At 71.1% G+C, this 20,281-nt stretch carries 21 protein-coding genes; 10 read left to right on the forward strand and 11 right to left on the reverse strand.

Annotated features, from left to right (window positions below; all coding sequences use genetic code 11):
• Positions 1-14: 14 nt before the first annotated feature.
• On the reverse strand, positions 15-1,067 hold the full coding sequence (locus ACZ466_RS40210; RefSeq protein ID WP_378281367.1) for a CU044_5270 family protein: 1,053 nt from the start codon (positions 1,065-1,067) through the stop codon (positions 15-17).
• Complete coding sequence (locus ACZ466_RS40215) at positions 1,060-1,653, reverse strand: RNA polymerase sigma factor (protein WP_378281366.1); 594 nt, start codon at positions 1,651-1,653, stop codon at positions 1,060-1,062. Before ACZ466_RS40215 ends, ACZ466_RS40210 begins: the two co-directional genes overlap by 8 nt.
• Before the next feature lie 361 nt (positions 1,654-2,014).
• Here ACZ466_RS40215 and ACZ466_RS40220 point away from each other — a divergent pair, with 361 nt between their 5' ends.
• The 3 genes from ACZ466_RS40220 (at position 2,015) to ACZ466_RS40230 (ending at position 3,872) form a co-directional block, all read left to right on the forward strand.
• On the forward strand, positions 2,015-2,785 hold the full coding sequence (locus tag ACZ466_RS40220) for a hypothetical protein (protein ID WP_378281365.1): 771 nt from the start codon (positions 2,015-2,017) through the stop codon (positions 2,783-2,785).
• 383 nt (positions 2,786-3,168) lie between these two features.
• The gene (locus ACZ466_RS40225; RefSeq protein ID WP_378281364.1) at positions 3,169-3,528 is read left to right on the forward strand and encodes a hypothetical protein; all 360 of its coding nucleotides are present in this window, start codon (positions 3,169-3,171) and stop codon (positions 3,526-3,528) included.
• Positions 3,516-3,872 carry a hypothetical protein gene (locus tag ACZ466_RS40230; protein ID WP_378281363.1) on the forward strand — a complete coding sequence of 119 codons (357 nt, stop codon included), beginning with the start codon at positions 3,516-3,518 and terminating at the stop codon, positions 3,870-3,872. Before ACZ466_RS40225 ends, ACZ466_RS40230 begins: the two co-directional genes overlap by 13 nt.
• A gap of 26 nt (positions 3,873-3,898) precedes the next feature.
• Here ACZ466_RS40230 and ACZ466_RS40235 read toward each other — a convergent pair whose 3' ends face one another.
• From ACZ466_RS40235 to ACZ466_RS40245, 3 genes are all read right to left on the reverse strand, one after another.
• Positions 3,899-4,693 carry a VOC family protein gene (locus tag ACZ466_RS40235; RefSeq protein WP_378281362.1) on the reverse strand — a complete coding sequence of 265 codons (795 nt, stop codon included), beginning with the start codon at positions 4,691-4,693 and terminating at the stop codon, positions 3,899-3,901.
• 275 nt (positions 4,694-4,968) lie between these two features.
• On the reverse strand, positions 4,969-5,979 hold the full coding sequence (locus ACZ466_RS40240; RefSeq protein WP_378281361.1) for an endonuclease/exonuclease/phosphatase family protein: 1,011 nt from the start codon (positions 5,977-5,979) through the stop codon (positions 4,969-4,971).
• Positions 5,980-6,425: 446 nt separating this feature from the next.
• Positions 6,426-6,977, reverse strand: a complete 552-nt coding sequence (locus ACZ466_RS40245) for a G5 domain-containing protein (protein ID WP_378281360.1) — start codon at positions 6,975-6,977, stop codon at positions 6,426-6,428.
• A gap of 561 nt (positions 6,978-7,538) precedes the next feature.
• Here ACZ466_RS40245 and ACZ466_RS40250 point away from each other — a divergent pair.
• Positions 7,539-8,597 (forward strand): NADP-dependent oxidoreductase, encoded by a 1,059-nt coding sequence (locus tag ACZ466_RS40250; RefSeq protein WP_378281359.1) that lies wholly within the window; start codon positions 7,539-7,541, stop codon positions 8,595-8,597.
• Positions 8,598-8,655: 58 nt separating this feature from the next.
• Here ACZ466_RS40250 and ACZ466_RS40255 read toward each other — a convergent pair whose 3' ends face one another.
• The 3 genes from ACZ466_RS40255 to ACZ466_RS40265 are packed head-to-tail and all read right to left on the reverse strand — an operon-like array spanning position 8,656 to position 11,755.
• Positions 8,656-10,062, reverse strand: coding sequence for an FAD-dependent oxidoreductase (locus ACZ466_RS40255; RefSeq protein ID WP_378281358.1), 1,407 nt, complete (start codon positions 10,060-10,062; stop codon positions 8,656-8,658).
• 38 nt (positions 10,063-10,100) lie between these two features.
• Positions 10,101-10,529 carry a VOC family protein gene (locus ACZ466_RS40260; protein ID WP_378281357.1) on the reverse strand — a complete coding sequence of 143 codons (429 nt, stop codon included), beginning with the start codon at positions 10,527-10,529 and terminating at the stop codon, positions 10,101-10,103.
• Positions 10,526-11,755 carry an acyl-CoA dehydrogenase family protein gene (locus ACZ466_RS40265; protein ID WP_378281498.1) on the reverse strand — a complete coding sequence of 410 codons (1,230 nt, stop codon included), beginning with the start codon at positions 11,753-11,755 and terminating at the stop codon, positions 10,526-10,528. Before ACZ466_RS40265 ends, ACZ466_RS40260 begins: the two co-directional genes overlap by 4 nt.
• A gap of 254 nt (positions 11,756-12,009) precedes the next feature.
• On the opposite strand from ACZ466_RS40265, the gene ACZ466_RS40270 reads away from it, so the two are divergent.
• The 6 genes from ACZ466_RS40270 to ACZ466_RS40295 all read left to right on the forward strand — a co-directional run bounded on the left by ACZ466_RS40270 (position 12,010) and on the right by ACZ466_RS40295 (position 17,502).
• Positions 12,010-12,600, forward strand: coding sequence for a TetR/AcrR family transcriptional regulator (locus ACZ466_RS40270; RefSeq protein ID WP_378281356.1), 591 nt, complete (start codon positions 12,010-12,012; stop codon positions 12,598-12,600).
• Positions 12,601-12,699: 99 nt separating this feature from the next.
• Positions 12,700-14,130 carry an aldehyde dehydrogenase family protein gene (locus ACZ466_RS40275; RefSeq protein ID WP_378281355.1) on the forward strand — a complete coding sequence of 477 codons (1,431 nt, stop codon included), beginning with the start codon at positions 12,700-12,702 and terminating at the stop codon, positions 14,128-14,130.
• A 14-nt stretch (positions 14,131-14,144) separates the two neighbouring features.
• Positions 14,145-15,170, forward strand: coding sequence for a thiamine pyrophosphate-dependent dehydrogenase E1 component subunit alpha (locus tag ACZ466_RS40280; protein ID WP_378281354.1), 1,026 nt, complete (start codon positions 14,145-14,147; stop codon positions 15,168-15,170).
• On the forward strand, positions 15,158-16,138 hold the full coding sequence (locus ACZ466_RS40285; RefSeq protein ID WP_378281353.1) for an alpha-ketoacid dehydrogenase subunit beta: 981 nt from the start codon (positions 15,158-15,160) through the stop codon (positions 16,136-16,138). The genes ACZ466_RS40280 and ACZ466_RS40285 overlap by 13 nt, the downstream gene beginning before the upstream one ends.
• A gap of 15 nt (positions 16,139-16,153) precedes the next feature.
• Positions 16,154-17,032 carry an enoyl-CoA hydratase gene (locus ACZ466_RS40290; RefSeq protein ID WP_378281352.1) on the forward strand — a complete coding sequence of 293 codons (879 nt, stop codon included), beginning with the start codon at positions 16,154-16,156 and terminating at the stop codon, positions 17,030-17,032.
• Positions 17,029-17,502 (forward strand): nuclear transport factor 2 family protein, encoded by a 474-nt coding sequence (locus ACZ466_RS40295; protein ID WP_464041868.1) that lies wholly within the window; start codon positions 17,029-17,031, stop codon positions 17,500-17,502. Before ACZ466_RS40290 ends, ACZ466_RS40295 begins: the two co-directional genes overlap by 4 nt.
• 74 nt (positions 17,503-17,576) lie before the next feature.
• Here ACZ466_RS40295 and ACZ466_RS40300 read toward each other — a convergent pair whose 3' ends face one another.
• The 3 genes from ACZ466_RS40300 to ACZ466_RS40310 are packed head-to-tail and all read right to left on the reverse strand — an operon-like array spanning position 17,577 to position 20,226.
• Positions 17,577-18,653 carry an acyl-CoA dehydrogenase family protein gene (locus ACZ466_RS40300; protein ID WP_378287551.1) on the reverse strand — a complete coding sequence of 359 codons (1,077 nt, stop codon included), beginning with the start codon at positions 18,651-18,653 and terminating at the stop codon, positions 17,577-17,579.
• A gap of 11 nt (positions 18,654-18,664) precedes the next feature.
• Entirely contained in the window at positions 18,665-19,477 is an 813-nt protein-coding gene (locus tag ACZ466_RS40305) for a ThuA domain-containing protein (RefSeq protein ID WP_378287550.1), read from the reverse strand.
• The gene (locus ACZ466_RS40310) at positions 19,474-20,226 is read right to left on the reverse strand and encodes a ThuA domain-containing protein (RefSeq protein WP_378287549.1); all 753 of its coding nucleotides are present in this window, start codon (positions 20,224-20,226) and stop codon (positions 19,474-19,476) included. The genes ACZ466_RS40305 and ACZ466_RS40310 overlap by 4 nt, the downstream gene beginning before the upstream one ends.
• Positions 20,227-20,281 lie beyond the last annotated feature (55 nt).

Below are 20,281 nucleotides of genomic sequence, written 5' to 3' on the forward strand. Positions count from 1 at the left end.
GAGCGACCCGTTTATCAGTGCCGTGCGCCGGGCTTGCCGACGACACGCATGTCGAGCTGGGCGGTCAGCTGCAGGACCGAGCCCTTCTTGACCGTGCCCTCGCCCTGGGCCACGTGGTCGCGGACGGCGTAGGAACGTGTGCCGAGATAGCGGTACGTGGCCGGGGCCAGAATGATCATCTCGCGGACCCATCCCTCGAAGGTGTTGGTGAAGGCCGTGCCGTGCCGTCCAGCGGCGTCCGTCGCGTCCGTCTGGACCGACACGCCGGGGATGCGCGGCAACGCCCGGTAGAGGGCGGCCCGCAGCTTGGGGGGCAGGGGCCGCTGGAGCAGATCGGTGATGGTCCCGAAGACCGAACGGTCGTCCGGCTTCACCCGCACCGCACGCGGCACGTTCTTCGGCGCGTCCGGATTATCGGGGACCCGCAGGGTGTCCGGGTCGTAGAGCGCGCGCAGCAGGGCGCCGGGCTCGGTAGGCAGCTCCTTGATCACGCGGTACATGTCCGGGCCGGGGGCCTTGTAGCCGACGAGGTCGCCCGAGAGGTCCTCGCGCCTCCCGGGGGTGCGGACCTGCAGCCTGCCCCCGACGAACTGGGCCGAGCCCTGGCCGTCGACGCGTTCCCAGTCCTCCCACGTGTTCATCCTCCGGGTGTCCATGCCGAGCCACCAGGTGTTCATGTCGCCCCTGAACTGGGCGGACTGTCCCTTGTGGTAGATCCACTGGTCCGGGCGCGGCATCGTGAACGGGGTGTTCTCCACGGCGCGGGCGGCCCGTTCCCCGAGCACGGCGGCGTTGGCGATCGAGGTGCCCGGACGGACGCCGTGCCGCGGGTCACCGGTGTTCTGCGCGACGCCGATCCCGACGGCGAGCGCGAGCCCCAGGGCTCCTGCGAGGACCGCGCGGGTGGCCAGCCGTGGCGGTGACCAGCCGCGCGGGACGGCGCGGCGGGGCCCGCGCGCGGGCTCGGTCCATTCGGCGCGCAGCCGGTCACGCGCCGCGGCCGCGGCCGCGGGAGTGATCTCCGGGGTGGCCCGGCGCAGGTCCTTGAGCAGGTCCAGGTCATTCATCGGTGGCCTCCTCGGCCGTCATGGGGTCGCCGAGGGCTCGGCGGACCTTGCGCCGGGCCCGGTGCAGGCGGGAACGCACGGTGCCGACGGGCACCTCCAGGGCTTGGGCGACCTCCTCGTAGGTGAGATCGCCCCAGGCCACCAGCAGCAGCACGTCGCGGTCGCCGCGTGACAGCCCGGCCAGCGCGTCCGCCAGCTGGCGCTGCCGGCTCTCGGCCACGACCCGGGTGGCCACGGCGTCCGCCAGCGGCTCGGGCAAAGGGTCGGCCCCGGTGCGCCGAAGCGCCCGGTAGTAGCGTTCCTCGGCCCGCCGGTGCCGGGCCACCAGGGTGGTCGCGATCCCGTACAGCCAGGGCCGTGCCAGCGGCTGCGCCAGGTCGTAGGCGGCGCGGCGGCGGAAGGCCGCCAGGAAGGTCTCGGCCACGATGTCGTCGGCCGCCTGCACCCCCAGGCGCCGCGCGGCGTAGTGATGGATCCGGCGATGGTGCCGGTCGAACAACTCGGCGAACCATTCGGGGTCGTCCAGGGACAGCCGGATCACGTCGGCGTCGGCGAGCCCGCTCGCCGCGGGCGGCTTCACGGGCACGGCCTTCACACGACGCCCAGTCGTCGGTGCACGATGCGGTCCTCCAGCTCGGATCGGGATGAACACCCCTTGTCTCCCGAACGGCCCCCTACGGTTCTCGCCAGAACGGAACTCGGTGTGCCGCCCCGGGAACACCCCGGCGATCGGCCTCGCCGCGTCCAGGCCATGATCCGATCGTCCCGAGACCGCTGCCCTGTGGTTTCCGACAGAGTGAGGGCGACCGGCTCATAAGGAATTCGCAGGCGCGTCCCGAGGGAGTGGAGTCTCGACCGTCGAGGTCCGTCCGAATCCGGGGAAACGGATGGACGGAGAGTCGCGTCTCAGTGCCTGTACGTGGACGCGATCTCGAAGGAGCGATGGCATGGCGCGTGGTGATCTCGATGCCGAGGGACAGCAGGAGGTCCAGCGGAGGATCGGCGAGATCCTCACCGACGGCCTGCGTCCCGGCTGGGCCAAGGCGACGTTCCGGTGGACGGCGCTGGTCGGAGCCGGGACGCTGGCCTCTCTGGCCGTCCAGGAGGAGGACGGGTCGTACCGGACCGAGAACATCCCCCAGGGGCTGAGCGAGCCGTGCGGGCGGTTGAAGCACGGGATGTACCGGCAGGGGACCGGCACCTGGCACTCCATGGAGTTCACGGTGGCCGCCGACGGGCGGTTCAGGGTGGAGTTCGACTACGACGGCGAGATCGAACCGCCGCACGGGTTCGTGCCCGAGCAGTTCCGCAAGGAGCTGGCCACCTATCCGCGCGATCCGGAGCACATCCCGGGGTGGTGGCAGGAGATCCTGGCCAGGGTGCCCAATTTCTACGCGGGCGTCCACGCCGAGCCGGGCGAGAGGTATCGCGGTGAGATCGGGCCCGATCTCGGCGAGGTCGGCATGGCCTTCGAGAAGGCCGGCTGGGAGGTCGGCCCGGGGGAGTACGCCCAGGAGCTGCGTTTCTCCACCGACTGGGCGGTGCTGGAGACGCTGTCCCGCTACGGGCTCGTGCGGCTGGCGGGACGGATCGACCCGGAGGATTGGGACCGGCTGGTGTCATTCCTCTCGGAGCAGGAGTGGAACTTCGGGGCCACGCTGTACGACGGGGACGACATCCTCAAGGAGGCGCAGCCCCGTTCGCAGGACAGAGCGTGAACCGCGGCGCCGGCGTACAGCGCGCGCTCCGCCTGCTCGGACGCGGCGAGTCTCAGCGGTAGGCGCGCAGGAACGCGTCGACGCCATCGGCGATGATGGCCGGAATCTTCGCCTTGGCCGCCTCGCCGCCCGGGTCGTCCTTGAGCGTGTCCAGAGCGAGAAGCAGGGTGAGGACGACGAAGTGCTGCGCGGCGCGGTGCGGATCGTTCCTGCGAGGTCAGGCGGCGGAAGGTCACGTACTCCGACGACGGGAACGCCGTCGTCGCCACCCGCAGAGCGAAGGCCATCAGCGCGTCGCGCAGGTCGCGTCCCCGCGTTAGTTCTCTGGAGGAGGTCTTCCTCCGCCTCACCCACGATGCCACCGAGTACGAAAGCCGCGCCGCATGAGCGCCGTCCGTCCGAAACAGGCCGCCGGGCGCCGCCACATGGGCGTCCTCCGCTCCGAGTGGACCAAGCTCCGCAGCGTCCGGAGCACCTGGATCGCGGCCGTCAGCACGATCGCCGCCGGCGCGGCCCTGAGCGTGCTGGGCGCCTCCGATCTGCTCGGCACTTCCCCGTCCGACCTGCCCGGCGACTGGGATCCGACCGCGGCCGGCCTGAAGGGATTCCTCTTCGCGCAACTGGTCATCGGGATGCTCGGCGCGCTCAGCGTCACCCCCCTCGCACCAGCATCACCGTCGTACCTTCACGGTCCCGCCTGCTCGCGGCGAAGGCCGTGGTCGTGGGGGCCGTGGCACTCGTGACCGGCATCGCCACGACACTCGTCAGCTTCACCGCGGTGCAGTTGATGCTCAGGGGCGCCGATCTGCCGGCGGCGGGCGTCGGTGATCCCGGTGTCCTCGCGGCACTCGCCGGAGGACCCCTCTACCTGATGCTCGTCGGCGTCACCCTCCTCGTCCCGGGCCTGCCCGGCGCCATCGGCGACCGGTTCGCATGGTACTGGCCGATCACCGCCGGCCAAGCCGCCTACACGGTCGTCCCGATCGAGGACATGCTCGCCCCCCGAGCCGGACTCGCGGTCCTGGCCGCGGCGACCGCGGGCATCGCCATCGCCGGCCACACCGCCCTCCGCGTCCGCGACGTCTGAGAAGCGCCGGGTACCGCCGTGCCGTCCTACGATCGCGGGCGCAACTGGATGACGTCCAGGGTCGCCTCGGTGGGGTCGGCGAACGAGGCGAGCCGCCCGTGCACCGTCTCGGTGCACGTCACCTTCACCGTCGCGCCCAGCCGTACCGCGGCGGTGGCGGAAGCGTCGCAGTCGGCGACGGCGAAGTACGGGTACCAGCGCGCCGGGGAGCCGCGGTCCGGCGGCGGCTCGTCGGCGCACACCAGCCTCGCGATCGGACGGCCGGTCATCGTCCACATGAAGCATTTGTCGCTGGTCGCGCCCTGGAACTCGGTCGGCTTCCCCCAGCCCAGGACGTGGCCGTAGAAGTCCTGGGCCGCGGCGGCGTCCTGGCAGGCCAGCTCCAGCCAGCACATCGCGTTCGGCTCGTCGACGACGTGCGCGCCCCGGTGGACCTGGACGTGCGGATGCCAGAGCCCGAACCCCGCGCCCTCGGTGTCGGCGGCGAGCGCCATGAACCCGAGCCCGACATCGGCCTCGAAGAACACCTCTCCGCCCGCCTCGCGGACCGCGTCGGCGGCGCGCGGCAGGTCGCGGACGTTGAAATAGCACGTCCAGTTCGGCGAGAGCGTGACATCGGCCATGTCCAGCAGACCGGCCACCCGGGGGCCGTCGACCCCGCCGAGCGTCAATATGTCGACATCGCCGATGAGCGTATCCGCCATGGTGTAGACGCTCCAGCCGAAAAGCTCGCAGTAGAAGTCCCTCGACCGCTGTATGTTCGGCGTGGACAGCTCCGCCCAGCAGGGCGCCCCATGCTCGTACGTTGTCATCACAGGCATGCCGACCTCCTCGCTCGGGGCGCGGGTCGATCTTTCGGCTCATGCGCCTGCAGTTTCCACATCCAGGTTACGAGCGGACGGGGTAAGCAGGCACACTCCGCCGGAATCATATTTCCCAAAGAATCCCTTTTATCGGAAGTTTCGGTAACGCCAGAGCCGTGCCTCACGACGAACGAACGGTGAAGCGGCACTGCCGCCCCCGCAACCTCAGGAGGCTCACTAGCAGCCCTGGGATGGTGTCCTTCGCTGGTCCTGCGGCCCTGACGTGCGGCCGGCTATCCGCGGGGAAGGGTGAGATCGGCCTGGACGGGGCGGTGGTCGGTGCCGGGCAGCCGGTGGATCTCGAAGCCGCGGACCGCCGCCCGCGCATCGGCCAAGACGTGGTCGAGCGTCACCGGCGGCACCCTGCCGCGCCATCCGGCCGGCCAGGTGGGACGCAGCCCGCCGCCGGTGACGTCGGCGGCGTCGCGGTACCCGGAATCGGTCAGCCTGCGGAACTCGGCGTGGTCGGCCGTGGCGTTGAAGTCCCCGGCCAGAATCCGGACCGGGCCGCGCCCGTCCGCCCGGGGAAGCGCTCGCAAGCCCGCCTTCCAGCAGCCCGCGCGGTCGGGCGCTGAAGGCGCGCACGGGTGCACCGAGACGACCTCGACCGGCGGGGCGCCGGGCACGTCCACCCGCGCCCGCGCCTGCCCGAACCCGATCTTGATCAGCGGTTGCTCCCGGACGGGGAAGCGCGCGTACACGGCGGAACCGACCACGCCGGGACTCGGCCGCAGCACCCGATAAGGGAGCGACTCCCGCAGGCCCGCGCCGTCCAGCGACTCCACCGCCTCCGGCGTCACCTCCTGCAGGGCCAGCACGTCGGGCCGCTCGCGCCGTACCAGGTCCGCCATGTCCTTCGCGGGCACCCCTCCCGCCAGCAGGTTGGCCGCGAGCACTCGCACCCGCGGCCCGTCCGCCGCCGGGTTCGCGTCGGGCAGCGCACGCGGGACGACCACGACGCCCAGCGCCCCGGCCACCAGGACCCCGACCACAACGACGAACCACCTGCGCAGCGACAACGCCGCCAGCGGGACGACCAGGGAGACCGTCGCCACGTACGGGGTGAAGGCGACCAGTTGTTTCCACCCGAACACCGGTTCCCAGCCGGACACCCGCAGCGCCGCCCAAACCGCGAACGGCGCCAGAGCAACCCAGAGCAGCACGTCCACCCAGACGCGGCGCCCTCGGATCCGCCGTGCGGCGCTGCTCGTTCGCCGGTCCTCTTCCTCGGCGCGAACGGTCACAGCAGTCCCCTCTCGCAGACGACACCCTCTGACCCAGACGGTCTAGCCAGAGCGAGAGTTCGCCGGCCCAGCACACGTGGCCGTCCGGCACGCCCGTTGGGCGCGGCGCGGACATGCCCGGCCCGTTCGGCCCACGCGTTCACGTCGAGCGGGAGCCGACCGGTTCCAAGGAACCGTCCGCCGCCCCCGGGTAGCGATTCTCAGCCCGGTCAACATCCCGGCCAGCCGAGCAGCAGGCCCTGCACAACATCCGGGCCTACAGCGAACAGATTGCGCAGCGAACGCCTCGGTCACCTAGGGAGCCGGGCGGCGTGTCGAAGATATCGGTGTAGTGGTCTGTCGGGACGACCAGCGTGTGTCCGGGGGCAAGAGGGCTAGCGGCGACGCAGCATGCCGCGTGCTCAGGTCGAGGTGCCATGCCGAGAGCGCGTTTGCGGGACGCGGATTCAGTCGCAGGCCGTGCCGTCCCCGTCGCGGTCCAGGTCGTAGATGTCCGAACCGACTACGCGGACGGGGCCTTGGACGTAGCCCGGGCCGTCGCCGCTGCCGCCCGCGCAGTCGACATCGCTGGCGATCGGTACGCAGGCGCCGCTGTAGTTCGGATCGCACTGCCGCGTCTGCTTCGTACCGACGGCGATGATCCGGGCGACCGGTGCCTTCGTGACCGCCTTTCGCACCAGCTTCCTGCCGGTCTGCACTCCATCGGTGATGGTGACGCTGTAGGTCAGGGTTCTGACACCCGCGACGCCACGGGTTCTCACCTTGGTCTCGCCCTTGGCGAGCGTGGGGTCGTTCACCTTCTTGGTCTTGAACGGGATCGCTTCGGTCTCGGTGACGGTGCGCTTCTCGACCGACGGCGTGGGTGACGGCGTGCTCGCAGGAGCGGAAGGCGGCGAGCTTTCCGAGCCTGCCGCTGTCGGCGCCGCGGTCGACCCGCACCCTGCACTGGAAGTGACTAGAACAGCCGCTACGACGATGGCCGTGGCAGAACGTCTCACTGGTACCCCCTTTAACAGAGGGAAGCATGCACTCGGTGGACTCGGGCCGACAGGGACAGGAGTCCCGAATGACAACGGCTTTAACGCGGGCCGTCGTCAGCTGTCATTGACCCCGGTGACGTAGGTGGAGAGAACGGCAGCGAAGCACGGTCCATGAGCATGTGAAGCCTCTTTTTCGCGTTCTCGGGGTGCCACACCGGACGCGACCATGCTGTGGTCAGCCGACCTCGCACGGCTGCTGAAAAGAGGTTGTTCCGCAAATCGCCCGAGGTGATGTTGGCCGACCCGCGTAGGTGCTTCTGCTCTGCGTAGGCGTCTGGGGTTCAGATGCTGCGTGGGGGAGGGCCGGGTTACCGAGGCAACTTGTTGTTTCCATGTGCGGATGGCGTGAACCGGTAGGGAGTGGGGTTGTGTGCGTCCTGTGAGCGGGTGGCTCTCTTCGCGAGTATGTGCAGGTCGCTGGGGTTTTGTGGGGTCTGGTGGGAGGGGCTTGTCGATGGCGGGCCAGTTTCTATAGGCTCTGTTAAGATAGTTGGGTTGATAGTGATCCAGGAGATGTCTATGGGAACCACGGCAGGGCAGGCGCGTTCCGTACGAGAGACGACCACGCGGGCGGTGGTGCTGACCCGCCGGCCGGTGGGGCAGGTCGTCAGGGTGGAGGATTTCGAGATCGCCGACATCGGCCTGCCTGCGCTCGGGCCGGATGAGGTGCTCGTGGAGAACCACTACATGAGCGTCGATCCCTCTACGCGGGGTCGGCTCGAGGACTTCGAGAAGCACTACACGCAGAACTTCGCGCTCGGCGCGCCCCTCGACGGGATGGCCGTGGGCCAGGTCGTGGCGAGCAAGTCCGCGGACGTTCCCGAGGGCGCCTGGGTACGCCATCAGCTCGGGTGGCGGGAGCATTCCGTCGTCCGGGCCGACGAGGTCCGCCGGATCCGGGTCGACCGGGCGCCGGCGCCGTACTGGCTCGGTGTCCTCGGACTCACCGGCCTCACGGCCTACGTCGGCCTCACCGAGATCGCGCAGATCGTGCCCGGTGACACCGTCTGGGTCTCGGGGGCGGCCGGCGGCGTGGGCAGTGTGGCGGGCCAGATGGCCAGGAACCTCGGGGCCGTCCACGTCGTCGGCACCGCGGGTGGCCCGGACAAGGCCAGGGCGCTGGTCGACGACTTCGGCTTCGACGCCGGTCTGGACTACCGCGAACCAGATCTGGCCGGGCGGCTCCGGGCGGCCAGTGCCGACGGCTACTCGGTCTACTTCGACAACGTCGGGGGCGAGCAGTTGACGACGGCGCTGGACCTGCTCAATCCGTTCGGCCGGATCGCGCTGTGCGGGATGATCTCGAACTTCGGTGTCGACTTCTCCGCGCAGCACCAGGGCCCGGCCGTCGACCAGTTGATCCAGGCGGTGCTCAAGCGGTTGACGTTGCGCGGCTTCATCGCCAGGGACCACTTCGATCTGCAGGACAAGTTCGAGGACGACGTCATCGGCTGGATCGACCGGGGCGAGATGGTCGTCATGCAGACGGTGCGCGAGGGCATCGCCGACGCACCGGAAGCGCTGATCGGTGTGCTCACCGGCGCCAACCTCGGCAAGATGCTGGTGAAGCTCGCGTGACCCCGTTCATGGCGGCCGCGCCTCTCTTGAGAGCCGCGGCCGCCATGGGCGGCGAGGGTCAGGCGGAGTGCGTGGCGGAGACGTCCTGTGCCGCGCTCCGCCCGGCGATCCGCCCGAAGGTGGCCGAGTTGCCGACGGAGTTCCCGCTGCCGACGTACACGTCGCCGAGAATTCCCCCGGTCACCTCGCCGCAGGCGTAGGCACCGGGGATCGGGCGGCCCAGGGTGTCGGTGATCTCGCCGCGGCCGGTGATGGCGGGGCCGACGGCCGTCCAGCACAGGGTGGCGAGGCGCACCTCGGCGGCGTAGAACGGGCCCTCGGCGACCGGGCGGACGAACTGGGCGTCCTTCCCCATCTCGTCGGGGCGGTCGTCGTTGTAGGACTCGATGGTGGCCTGCAGCCGGTCGGCCGGAAGGCCAGCGGCCTCGGCGAGCCCGGCGAGGGTGCCGGCGGAGTGGATCCGGCCGGCCTCGACCTGCTCGGCGATCATCGCCGGGTTCCAGTTGGGGCTCTGGCGTTCCTCGCGCTCGGGAAAGACCTGCTTGTACGCCTTGGTCCGGCCGGCCGTGCTCCGGTCGACGGCCTGGTGGTCGAAGACGAACCAGGCGACGCCGCCGTTCCGGTGGGTCGTCCGTTCGAGCACGCCGTACGGGGCCGACTCGTCGACGAAGCGCCGCCCCTCCTTGTTCACCAGGACCATCCACCCGGGGATGTAGCTCTCGAAGGTGTGCACGAAGTCGGGGTGGAGCAGGCGGAGGCCGCGGTCGTGCCCGACGATCTGGGCGCCGAGCTGCTCGGCGAAACCGAAGGCGTCGCCCCGCGCCGTGCCGGTGCCGATGTACCAGCCCCAGTCGCCGGTCGCGGTGAAGGACGGGTTGTGCTCGGCCAGCAGCCGGCGGTCGGCGCCGTAGCCGCCCGATGCGATCACCACCGCGGCGGCACGGATCTCCTCGCCGTCCGCCACCACGCCGGCGGCGCGCCCGTCCTCGACCAGGATGCGCTCCACGCGGTGGTTGACGACGATGTCCACCCCCGCCTCGCGGACCGCGCGGGCGAGGCTGTTCACCAGCTGCCCGCCCTGCCCGACCGCCGCCACGCAGCGCGGGGTGTTCTCGGAGCCTCCGAAGACCAGGGCGGGGTGGAACTGGACACCGTGGTCGACCAGCCAGTCGATCGCCCGGCCCGACTCGCGGCAGAACGCCTTGACCGCCGCCGGGTTCAGGTTCCAGACGTTGGCGTTCATGTAGTCGCGGTAGAAGCTCTCCGCGGAGTCCTCGATGCCCGCCTCGCGCTGCAGCTTGAAGTCGGCGCCCATGATGATGCCGCCGCTGAGGCGGGACGACCCGCCGATCTCGGTGTCGGCCTCGAGGATCACGACGCTCTCCGCGCCGTTCTCCGTCGCGGAGAGCGCGGCCGAGAGGCCGGCGATGCCGGATCCGATGACGAGCACGTCGATGGTGTCCATACTTGCTCCTTGGTGTGGGGTGGCGGCGGAGGAGTGCGTCAGGACGCGCGTTCGATCAGTTCGACGGCGTTCCCCTCCGGGTCGGTGAGGAAGGTGACCCGGACCCCGGGCTTGACGTCGATCACCGTCCCGTCGCCGAGGACGCCGCCACCGGCCGCCCGCGAGGCGCGGACGACCTCCTCCAGGGCGTCCACGACCAGCGTGAACAGCGGTGCGCCGGCGTGTTCGATCACCGGCGGGCCGCCGTGGCCGGTGCGCGGCCGCCGGGCGGGGCCCAGGAACTTGAGCCGCTGGCCCGAGGGCGTGCGGAGGCAGATCACCTGGCAGGGCACTCCCAGCCCCGAGGCGGCGAACGCCTCGTCGGTGAGCTCGATGCTCCACTCCGGCTCGAGGGCGAAGACGGTGCGGTAGTAGTCGGCCAGGGCCTGCGGCCGCGCCGCCACGATCGCCGTTTCCAGGATGGTCACTCGGTCATCGGTCCCTTGTCGTTGCGTGGTTCGGCGGGAAGCCCGAGGACGCGCTCCCCGATGATGTTGCGCTGGATCTCGTCGGAGCCGCCCGCGATGCGGAAGCCCGGCGCCCCGAGGACGTGCTCACTCCACGCGTAGGTGCCCCATTCGCCGTGGTCGAAGGCGAGGCGCTCGCCCAGCAGGTCCTGGCTGGTCTCCGAGAAGGCCCGGAGCTGGTCGACCCAGAAGACCTTCCGCAGCGACCCCTCGGGACCGGGTGCCTCGCCCGCGGCCTGCGCGGTGGCGACCCGGTCGCCGAGCAGCTCGAGCAGGCGGTGGGCGGTGTAGGCCCTGGCCACGCTCTGACGCTTCAGCGGATCCTCCAGGGCGCCGGTGTGCCGGGCGAGCTCCCACAGGTACTCCCAGCTGCCGCCGACCTTGCGCCGTCCGGAGTGGCCGCGTTCGAAGCCCAGGGTGGTCAGGGCGACCCGCCAGCCGTCGCCGACGTCGCCGATGCGGTCCGCGTCGGGGATCCGGACATCGTTGAAGAACACCTCGTTGAACGACGTGCCACCGGACATCTGCCGCAACGGGCGGATGTCGACACCGGGTGCGTCCATCGGCACGATGAACGCGGTCATGCCCCGGTGCTTGGGGGCGGTGGGGTCGGTGCGGGCGATGAGCTCGCCGACCTGGGCGAACTGCGCCCCCGAGGTCCAGACCTTCTGACCGTTGAGCACCCACGAGCCGCCCTCGCGCACGGCACGGAGCCGTACGTTGGCCAGGTCCGAGCCGGCCTCCGGCTCGGAGAAGAGCTGGCAGGCGAGCAGGTCGGCGCGGAGCATCGGCCTGAGCCACCGGGCGCGCTGCTCCTCGGTGCCCAGCCGGGCGATGGTGGGGGCGATCAGGCCGACGGTGACACCGACCAGCTCGGGGGTGTGCGGCACCTGGAACCGTGACTCCAGCTGGGCGAACGTTCGCTCGTACTCACCGGGGAGTCCGGCGCCCCCGTGCTCCTCGGGCAGGGTCAGGGCGCCGTAGCCGGCGTCGTACTTCTGCCGCTGCCAGGCGGCGCTCCGTTCGACCAGCCGCCCCAGGTCCTCGTCGGAGACGTTGTGGAAGACCGGGGCGCCGTCGTCGCCGGCTCCCCACTCGAAGCCCTCCTCGGGCCGGGCGGGCAGCCGTCCGGCCAGCCAGCCGTTCGCGTCGGAGGCCCAGTCCTCCAACGCCGATGCTTGCGACACTTCGGGCAAGGCGCCTCCTGGATGATCGATTTCGTGAAGCCGAGTGGCCGAGGGGGGTGAGGATGCGCTCGCCGGGCGCCGGACGGACCGGTCCGGTGCGGTCGATCACGGTCGCCGCCCTCCTGTCTTCGCGGGCATCACTACGCTGGGTGCAAGGGACCGATCATCTAGATGTTCTGCTGCGAACGCTGGTGTGAACGGTCCGGCGGGTGCGACATAGTCAACAATAACTATAGAAAGGTGGCAAGGCTCTGATGGCAACTGTTCGGCCGGCCCACAGACCTTCGCGTCGTGAGGAGCTGCTCGACGCCGCGCTCGACGAGCTGATGAGCGACGGGCAGTACGACGTGGCCATCTCGCGGATCGCGAAACGGGCCGGGATGACCTCCGCGGCGGTCTACTACCACTTCGACAGCCGGGAGGAGCTGCTCGACGCCCTGCGGGAGCGCATCGGGCGGTCGCTCCTGGACGTCGTCACAGCTCAGCGGGACGAGGCGGCCATGGAGGACTGGGTCGACGGAGTGATCAACCGGGCCGCCGAGTGGATCCGCCGCTCGCCGAAGGAGGCGCGCTTCCTCTTCGTGGCCAACCGGCTTTCCCACGGGGCCGACGACGAGCCCGAGGTCTCCCCCTTCGAGCCGGTGGTCAAGGTGATGGCCGAGGAGGTGCTGCGACGGGACCCCGAGCTGGGGCGGCTCGGCGGGACGATGCGCGCGATGGCGCTGCTGGCGCTCCTGGCGGAGCTGGCCGCCAAGGGCCTCGAGGGGCCGGAGGGGCCTTCGGCGTCCTTCGGGACCGATGTCCACGCCGCGCACGTGGTGGGCCGCCGCATCCTTCTTTCTTGAGTATCAGTCGATTACTTGCCACATCATCTAGTTACTGGTTAGCCTGCCCGGCGTGGGCCTGTGACCGGGCCCACTCGGAGTGACTGAGGAGGCCAGTCCATGGCTCTGCGGCCGGGCAACTACATCGACGGCGCCTGGGAGGCCGGCACCGGATCCGGGGACGGCATCACCGTTCTCGACTCGGCGAGCGCGACCGTCGTCGAAACGCTCCGGCCGGCCGGAGCGGACCAGCTGGAGCGGGCCGTGGCCGCGGCCCGGCGGGCCCAGCGCGAGTGGAGCGCCGTCCCGGTGCCCGAGCGCGTCGCGTTCCTGCGCCGGCTCGCCGACCGGCTCGCCGCCCGCGAGGACGAGCTGGCGGCCGTGATGAGCAAGGAGGTCGGGTCGACCCTGGCCTTCTCCCGCTCCGTCCAGGTCGGCCTGTCGATCGCGACGATCCGGGGCACGGCGGACGCCCTCGCCGAACTCCCCCTGGACGAGCGGGTGGACAACGTCACCGTCGTCCGCGAACCCGTCGGTGTCGTCGGCGCGATCACGCCGTGGAACTACCCGATCTACCAGGTCGTCGCGAAACTGGCGCCGGCACTGGCCGCCGGATGCGCGATCGTGGTCAAGCCCTCGCAGGTGGCGCCCCTGAGCTCGGTCCTCCTGTTCGAGGAGATCGAGGCCCTGGGCCTCCCCGCCGGGACCGCCAACCTGCTCACCGGCACCGGGCGGGTGATCGGCGAGGCCCTGGTCGCGCATCCGGACGTGGACATGATCAGCTTCACCGGCTCCACCGAGGCCGGGGCGCGGATCGCCGCCACCGCGGCCGCGACGGTGAAGCGGGTCGCGCTCGAACTCGGTGGCAAGTCGGCCTCCGTGGTGCTGGACGACGCCGACGTCGCACGCAGCGTCCGGGGCACCCTCGGCTCCTGCTTCTCCAACGGGGGCCAGACCTGTTCCGCGCTGACCCGCCTGGTCGTGCCGCGATCGCTCCAGACCGAGGTCGAGGCCGAGATCAGGGCCGCGGTCGCCGAAGTCGTCGTCGGGGACCCGTCCGACCCGCGGACCGTGGTCGGCCCGATGGCGTCGGCCGAACAGCGGGAGACGGTCAACTCCTACATCGAGCTCGGCCTGAGCGAGGGCGCGCGGCTGCTGGCCGGCGGGATCTCCGACGACCCCGGAGGCCGATCCGGAGGCGGTGGCTACTACGTCACGCCCACCGTGCTCACCGACGTGAAGTCCGGGATGCGGGTGGCGCAGGAGGAGATCTTCGGTCCCGTGCTCGTGGTCATCCCGGTCGACGACACCGAAGAGGCCGTCGAGGTGGCCAACGACTCCGAGTACGGGCTCAGCGGCGCGGTCTGGTCCGGGGACGAGGACCGGGCCGTCGCCGTGGCCCGCCGGATCCGGACCGGCCAGGTGGCGGTCAACGGCGGTGCGTTCAGCGCCAGGGCGCCCTTCGGCGGCGTCAAGAAGTCCGGCAACGGGCGGGAACTCGGCAGGTACGGGCTCGAGGAGTACTTCGAGTACAAGGCGATTCGTCTGTGAATGGAGAAGGCGCGATGACCGACACGGCCGTCGAACGGCGTCATGACCGGCAGGGCGGCGCCACGCCGGCACGCGAGCAGCAGCTCGCGATCTTCCGGCTGATGGCCCGGATCCGGCACTTCGACAAGCGGTGGCACCGGCTCTTCCAGCAGGGACTGACCGGGCCGGGGCACGCGTCGATCGGGATGGAGGCGATCGCCGCGGCGTTCGGCGTGGCGATGAGGAAGGACGACTACACCTTCGCCACCTACCGCGGCCACGGCCACATCCTCGCGCGCGACGTGCCGATGCGTCCGATCATGGCCGAGCTGCTCGGCAAGTCGACCGGCCTCGCCGCGGGCAAGGGCGGCTCCATGCATCTGACCAGCGTCGAGCACGGGATGATGGGCTCGTACGCCGTGATCGGCGCGCACCTCCCGGTGGCGGCCGGCGCGGCCCTGTCCGCGAAGTACCGCGGCACCGGCCAGGTCGCCGTCTGCTTCTTCGGCGACGGCACGACCAACATCGGCGCCTTCCACGAGGCCCTGAACCTGGCCGCGGTCTGGAAGCTGCCGGTGGTCTTCGTGTGCGAGAACAACCACTACATGGAGTACACGCCGATCCGGGACGTCACCGCGGTGCCGAATCCGGCCGCCGACCGCGCCTCCGCCTACGGGCTGGAGCGGATCCTGGTCGACGGGAACGATCCGGACGAGGTCTACGCGACCGCGGCCCGGACGATCGAACGGGCCAGGAGCGGGGGAGGGCCGTCGCTGATCGAGGCCGTCACCTACCGGCACCTCGGCCACGCCAGTGCGGACCCGGGCACCTACCGCCCCGAGGAGGAGATCGCGGAGTGGCTCAAGCGCGACCCGATCCCGTTCTACCGCGGCGTGCTCGTCGCGGCCGGCGTCCCTGAGGCCGCCCTCGACCAGATCGAGACGGAGTCCGAGCGCGACGCCGAGGACGCCGCGCAGTTCGCGGTCTCGTCCCCGAATCCCGATCCCGCGGAGTTGATGACGGCCGTGTGGGCCGACGGAGGTGCCTCATGGCGGAACTGATCTATCGCAACGCCGTCGCCCGCGGCATCGCCCAGGAGATGGCGCGCGACGAGCGCGTGATCCTCATCGGCGAGGACCTCGGCGCGGCCGGCGGCGTCTTCAAGACGACCGCCGGCCTCCTCGACCGGTTCGGCCCGAAGCGGGTCCTGGACACGCCCATCTCCGAGGACGCGATCATCGGCGCCACGATGGGGGCCGCGATGACGGGCCTGCGGCCGATCGCCGAGATCATGTTCGCCGACTTCGTCTCGGTCTGCCAGGACATGATCGTCAACCAGATCGCCAAGACGCCGTACATGACGAACGGCCAGATCACGATGCCCCTGGTGGTCCGCTTCGGCAACGGCGGCGGCCTCCGCTTCGGCGCGCAGCACTCGCAGAGCGTCGAGAACTGGCTGATGCAGGTGCCCGGGCTGAAGGTCGTGGCGCCCTCGACACCGCGCGACGTCGTCGGGCTCATGGCGGCGGCGGTCCGCGACAGCGACCCGGTCATGTTCATGGAGCACAAGGCGCTGCTGGCCACCAAGCAGGACGTCGAGGACGGCGAGATCGTCGAGGAGCTCGGCAGGGCCAGGATCGTCCGGACCGGCGGGCGCGCCACGATCGTCGCGCTGGCCGCGATGGTGCCGAAGGCGGTGGAGGCGGCGGAGATCCTGGCGGACCGGCACGACATCGACTGCACGGTCATCGACCTGCGTTCGCTGGTGCCGCTCGACGTGACCACGGTCCTGAACAGCTTCAAGGAGACGGGCCGGCTGTTCACGGTCGAGGAGAACCCCCGTCTGCTGGGCTGGGGCGCGGAGCTGGTCTCGATCGCGGTCGAGGAGGCGTTCGAGTATCTCGACGGCGCGCCGGTCCGGATCACCACGCCGCACATCCCGCTTCCCCAGTCGCCGTCGCTGGAGGCACTGGCGATCCCGTCGGTGGACCGGATCGTGGAGACCGTGCGCAAGCACGTCGTCGACTGAAGGGCCGGAGGAACGATGACCGCAGGACAGGATCCCGGGGAAGAGCTCGTCACCTACGGCGTGCGCGACGGGGTCGCGGTGCTGAAGCTGAACCGGCCGCGCTACCGCAACGCGCAGAACGGGGCGCTCCTCTACGCCCTCGACTCCGCCTACCTCAAGGCCGCCCGGGACGATGACGTGCACGTCATCGTCCTCGGCGGGGAGGGCGACCACTTCTCGGCGGGCCACGACCTCGGCACGCCGGGACGGGACGCGGGCACATCCTTCCCGCCCGCGGCCGGCATGTGGTGGGACCACGTGGGGAAGCCGGGGGTGGAGTCCCGCTTCGCACGGGAGTCGGAGCTCTACCTCGGCCTGTGCAAGCGCTGGCGCGAGATCCCCAAGCCGACCATCGCGATGGTCCAGGGAGCCTGCGTCGCCGGCGGGCTGATGCTCGCCTGGGCGTGCGACCTGATCATCGCCGCCGAGGACGCCTTCTTCGCCGATCCGGTGGTGATGATGGGGGTGCCCGGTGTCGAGTTCTTCGCGCACCCGTGGGTGATGGGCCCTCGCTTCGCCAAGGAGTTCCTCTTCCTCGGCGAGCGGGTCGACGCCCTGCGCGCCAGGGAGCTCGGCATGGTGAACCGCGTCGTCCCGAGGGCCGAGCTGGAGGCCCGGACACTGGACATCGCCGCGCGCATCGCGAAGCAGCCGCGGTTCGGGCTGGCCCTGGCCAAGCGGGCGGTCAACCAGTGCGAGGACCTGATGGGCTTCTCCACGGGACTCGACTCCGTCTTCGGACTGCACCACCTGGGGCATGCCCACAGCGCGGAGGCCACCGGCAGCGCGGTCGGCGGCCGCGGTGTCGACAGCGTCCGCGCCGCGCTCGCCGAGGACCGCCGGGCGTCCGGATGACCGTCCGCGAGCAGAGCGGCCGGGAGGTCCTCGAGATCGTCCACCGCGCACTGCGGGGATTGGACCGCCGCGAGTGGGGCGACTACCGGGCCGCCTTCGCCGATCGTCTGCACCTCGATTACAGCTCGTGGCGTCCCGATTCGATCGGCTGGTGGACGGCGGACGACTGGGTCGCCCGAGTCGGCGGCGGCTTCATCAACGACTGCGACGCGACCCAGCACAGCGTCTCCAACCCTCTGATCAGCCAGGACGGCGACCACGTGGTCCTCGAGTGCGAGGTGCGGGCCATGCACGTCCTGGAGACGCAGTGGCTCGAACTGGGCGGCACCTACACCTGGCGATTCGCCCGCGCCGGCGATGCTCCCGGCGATGGCCGGTGGCTCGCCGACGGGCTCGCCCTCGCGATCCGCTGGCGGCTGGGAAATCCGGACCTGCCGGCCCTCGCGGCGGCTCGGACGGCGGGCGCCTGACGAGGACCCGTCGGCACCGGGCGGTCGGCCCCCGGCACCTCTGGGTGCCGGGGGCCGACTACTCGATCGGGAGGTCAGGCGCGCTGGAGCGCCGCGACCAGGCGGTCACGGTGGAGGTCGGGGCCGCCCAGCAGTGCCCGCGTCGAGGTGGCCCGCCGGGCGTACAGGTGCGCCCGGTGCTCCCAGGTGAACCCGATGCCGCCGTGCACCTGCACGTTCTCGTAGGCGATCCGGTCCAGGGCCTCCGACGCGGTGGCCTGGGCGAGCGCGGCGGGCTCCGCCAGGTCCTCGCCGGCCAGGACGCGGGTCACCCCGTGGTACGCGGCGGACCGGGCGCGCTCGACGTCCACGAGCATCTCCGCGCACCGGTGCTTGACGGCCTGGAACGAGCCGATCGCCCGCCCGAACTGGACGCGGGTGCGCGCGTAGTCGACGGCCATCTCCAGGGCGGCCTGACCCGCGCCGACCTGTTCGAGGGCCAGCGCGATCGCGGCGATGTCGCCGATGCGCCCGGCCTGCGCGGCACCGTCGCCGGGGGCGGACACCTTCACCACGGGGGCGGCGTCGAGGCGTACCCGCGCGGCCTCCCGGCGCAGGTCCACGCCGGTGATGGGCGAGGCGGCATATTCGTCCGCGGTCGTCTCAACGGCGTACACCCCCACCTCGCCTGCGGCGTCGACGGCGGGGAAGAGCACGACGTCCAGGCTCTGGCCGTAGAGGACCAGCCCGAGCTCGCCGGTGACGGTGGACGAGGCGCCCGAGCCGCTGATCCGCAGGGGCGGCGGAGCCGTCCAGTCGATGCCGCCGAGGGCCGCCCCGAGGGACCTTCCCGGGGTGATCAGCCGCGCGGCGACCTCCGCGTCCACCCCCCGCAGGGCCTGTGAGGCCACCACGACGGGCAGGAGGGGGGCATCGAGCAGGACGCGGCCCGCCTCCTCGAGCAGGACGGCGGCGAAGCCGAAGTCCAGCCCCAGGCCACCCAGCTCCTCGGCCAGGAAGGAAGCGCCCAGCCCGAGCTCCTCGTCGGCGCGGCGCCACCAGCCGCGGATCTCACCGGCACCGGCCGACTCGGCCGAGGGATCGACCTTCGCGCCGAAGTACTTCCTGGTCAGATCACGGAACTCAAGGTGCTCCGAAGTCAGGTGAAACATGGACTTCCCCTCTACTCTTCGCCGGCAGCGGCGGACGAACCGCACGATCGCACCGCGGAGACCCAGGCCAGGGCGTTGCGGGTCAGGTGCACGAAGTGCGGGGACTTGAACGACGAGCCGTTGTCCCCCGGCTGGAGGTAGACGATCCGGCTGTTCCGCTCCCGCCGGACCCACGCGGCGGCGTCACTCACCAGGGACGAGGCGCCGGCGCAGGGTCTCTCCTCGCCTGTGAGCACCGTGTGCTCGCTGGACAGGTAGGCGCCCGCCTCCTCGTACCCCACCCGGCGGACCAGGACCTCGACCGAGTCCTCGAAGACCGGGCAGAGATAGGGCTCGTCGCCGGCGAGCCGGAACCTCTCCGGCAGACCCCGGGTGACCGGGTGGTCCCGGACGACCCGGAACTCCTCGGGCACGTGCTCGATGTAACCGGAGTCGGGATGGCGCTCACCGCGCACCGTGCCCGCCCGGTACAGGAAGATCCCGCCCATGATCTCGGCGAACTCCGGCCACTCGGGCCAGCTCGCCAGGGCGTGATGGAGGAAGACGACACCGGTTCCCGCGTCCAGGAGCCGCCGCCAGCCCTGCTTGAGGGCCGCGTCCGGTGCCTCGGTGCGGATCGGGTTCCGCAGTTTCACGGTGATGCCGGGCATGTCGTAGCAGAGCAGCGCATCGTAGGACGCGGCCTCGCCGGAACGGATCAGCGCGTTCCCGTCCGGCTGCTCCGCCCAGGTCACCTCGCACCCGTGGAGCTCGCCGAGGTATCCGCGGAACGCCTCCACGTCGTAGGAGTGGCCGCCTGTGAGGGCGAGGACCTTCGTGCTCATGCCGTGCTCCTCTCCGAGACCCAGCCGAGGCCGCGCCGGACGAGCAGCTGGAAGCCCGGCTCCTCCCAGGGGCCGCGGTCCACCTCCGGCCAGTAGTCCGTCTCGGGCTGCATGTCGTAGTGCCCCCGGGCATGGCCCAGGGTCAGGTAGTAGACGCACCCCGCGCCGTGATCATTGAGATAGGCGACGGGACGCGGTTCGTCGCCGGTCCAGTCGGAGTCCGCGAAGCGCGGGGTCACGCCGCTCCAGCGGGTCGTCAGGAGCGGCCGGATTCCCGGACGCAGCTCGCTCAGGTAGAGCTCGTCGCTCACCACCAGCTCGCCGACGCCGGCCACCAGCGGGTGATCCGGCTCGGCCGCGGTCACGGTGAACGGGGCGATCGGCGGGTGCGACAGGAACCGGCTCCCGAGGGCGTCCACGAACGCCTCCGGGAGCGGTAGCGCGGTGACCCGCCGCCCGCCGAGCTCGAGGGCGCTGTTGGTGGCGTGGAGGGCCAGCCATCGATGGCCGTCCCGCACCCACCGCGAGAGCGCCCGTGCCTGCTCCTCGGTCGGCCGGACGTCGCAGGTGTAACTGATCAGGAAGTCGGAGGCGGGCAGCCGTGCCTCGATCCCGGACCAGTCCGGGACGACCTGCATCCGAACGGATTCGTCCTCGGCCAGCAGCTGGAGCAGGCGGAGCCGGACGAAGTCGAAGTCGTGGAACCGCCCACCGCAGACCAGCAGGCCGCGTCGTGCTCGATGGTCCATGCGCTTTCCCGCTCTCTCTGCTCGGCGCCGCCGCGGAGCCTGCCAGACCGATCTC

This window comes from Actinomadura rugatobispora, from assembly GCF_055379765.1.

Bases quoted from the DNA above. Each gene is read 5' to 3' on its own strand.
- ACZ466_RS40210 (WP_378281367.1), bottom strand. From the start codon at position 1,067: ATGAATGACCTGGACCTGCTCAAGGACCTGCGCCGGGCCACCCCGGAG.
- ACZ466_RS40220 (WP_378281365.1), top strand. From the start codon at position 2,015: ATGGCGCGTGGTGATCTCGATGCCGAGGGACAGCAGGAGGTCCAGCGG.
- ACZ466_RS40225 (WP_378281364.1), top strand. From the start codon at position 3,169: ATGAGCGCCGTCCGTCCGAAACAGGCCGCCGGGCGCCGCCACATGGGC.
- ACZ466_RS40235 (WP_378281362.1), bottom strand. From the start codon at position 4,693: ATGCCTGTGATGACAACGTACGAGCATGGGGCGCCCTGCTGGGCGGAG.
- ACZ466_RS40250 (WP_378281359.1), top strand. From the start codon at position 7,539: ATGGGAACCACGGCAGGGCAGGCGCGTTCCGTACGAGAGACGACCACG.
- ACZ466_RS40255 (WP_378281358.1), bottom strand. From the start codon at position 10,062: ATGGACACCATCGACGTGCTCGTCATCGGATCCGGCATCGCCGGCCTC.
- ACZ466_RS40270 (WP_378281356.1), top strand. From the start codon at position 12,010: ATGGCAACTGTTCGGCCGGCCCACAGACCTTCGCGTCGTGAGGAGCTG.
- ACZ466_RS40275 (WP_378281355.1), top strand. From the start codon at position 12,700: ATGGCTCTGCGGCCGGGCAACTACATCGACGGCGCCTGGGAGGCCGGC.
- ACZ466_RS40280 (WP_378281354.1), top strand. From the start codon at position 14,145: ATGACCGACACGGCCGTCGAACGGCGTCATGACCGGCAGGGCGGCGCC.
- ACZ466_RS40285 (WP_378281353.1), top strand. From the start codon at position 15,158: ATGGCGGAACTGATCTATCGCAACGCCGTCGCCCGCGGCATCGCCCAG.
- ACZ466_RS40290 (WP_378281352.1), top strand. From the start codon at position 16,154: ATGACCGCAGGACAGGATCCCGGGGAAGAGCTCGTCACCTACGGCGTG.
- ACZ466_RS40295 (WP_464041868.1), top strand. From the start codon at position 17,029: ATGACCGTCCGCGAGCAGAGCGGCCGGGAGGTCCTCGAGATCGTCCAC.
- ACZ466_RS40300 (WP_378287551.1), bottom strand. From the start codon at position 18,653: ATGTTTCACCTGACTTCGGAGCACCTTGAGTTCCGTGATCTGACCAGG.
- ACZ466_RS40305 (WP_378287550.1), bottom strand. From the start codon at position 19,477: ATGAGCACGAAGGTCCTCGCCCTCACAGGCGGCCACTCCTACGACGTG.
- ACZ466_RS40310 (WP_378287549.1), bottom strand. From the start codon at position 20,226: ATGGACCATCGAGCACGACGCGGCCTGCTGGTCTGCGGTGGGCGGTTC.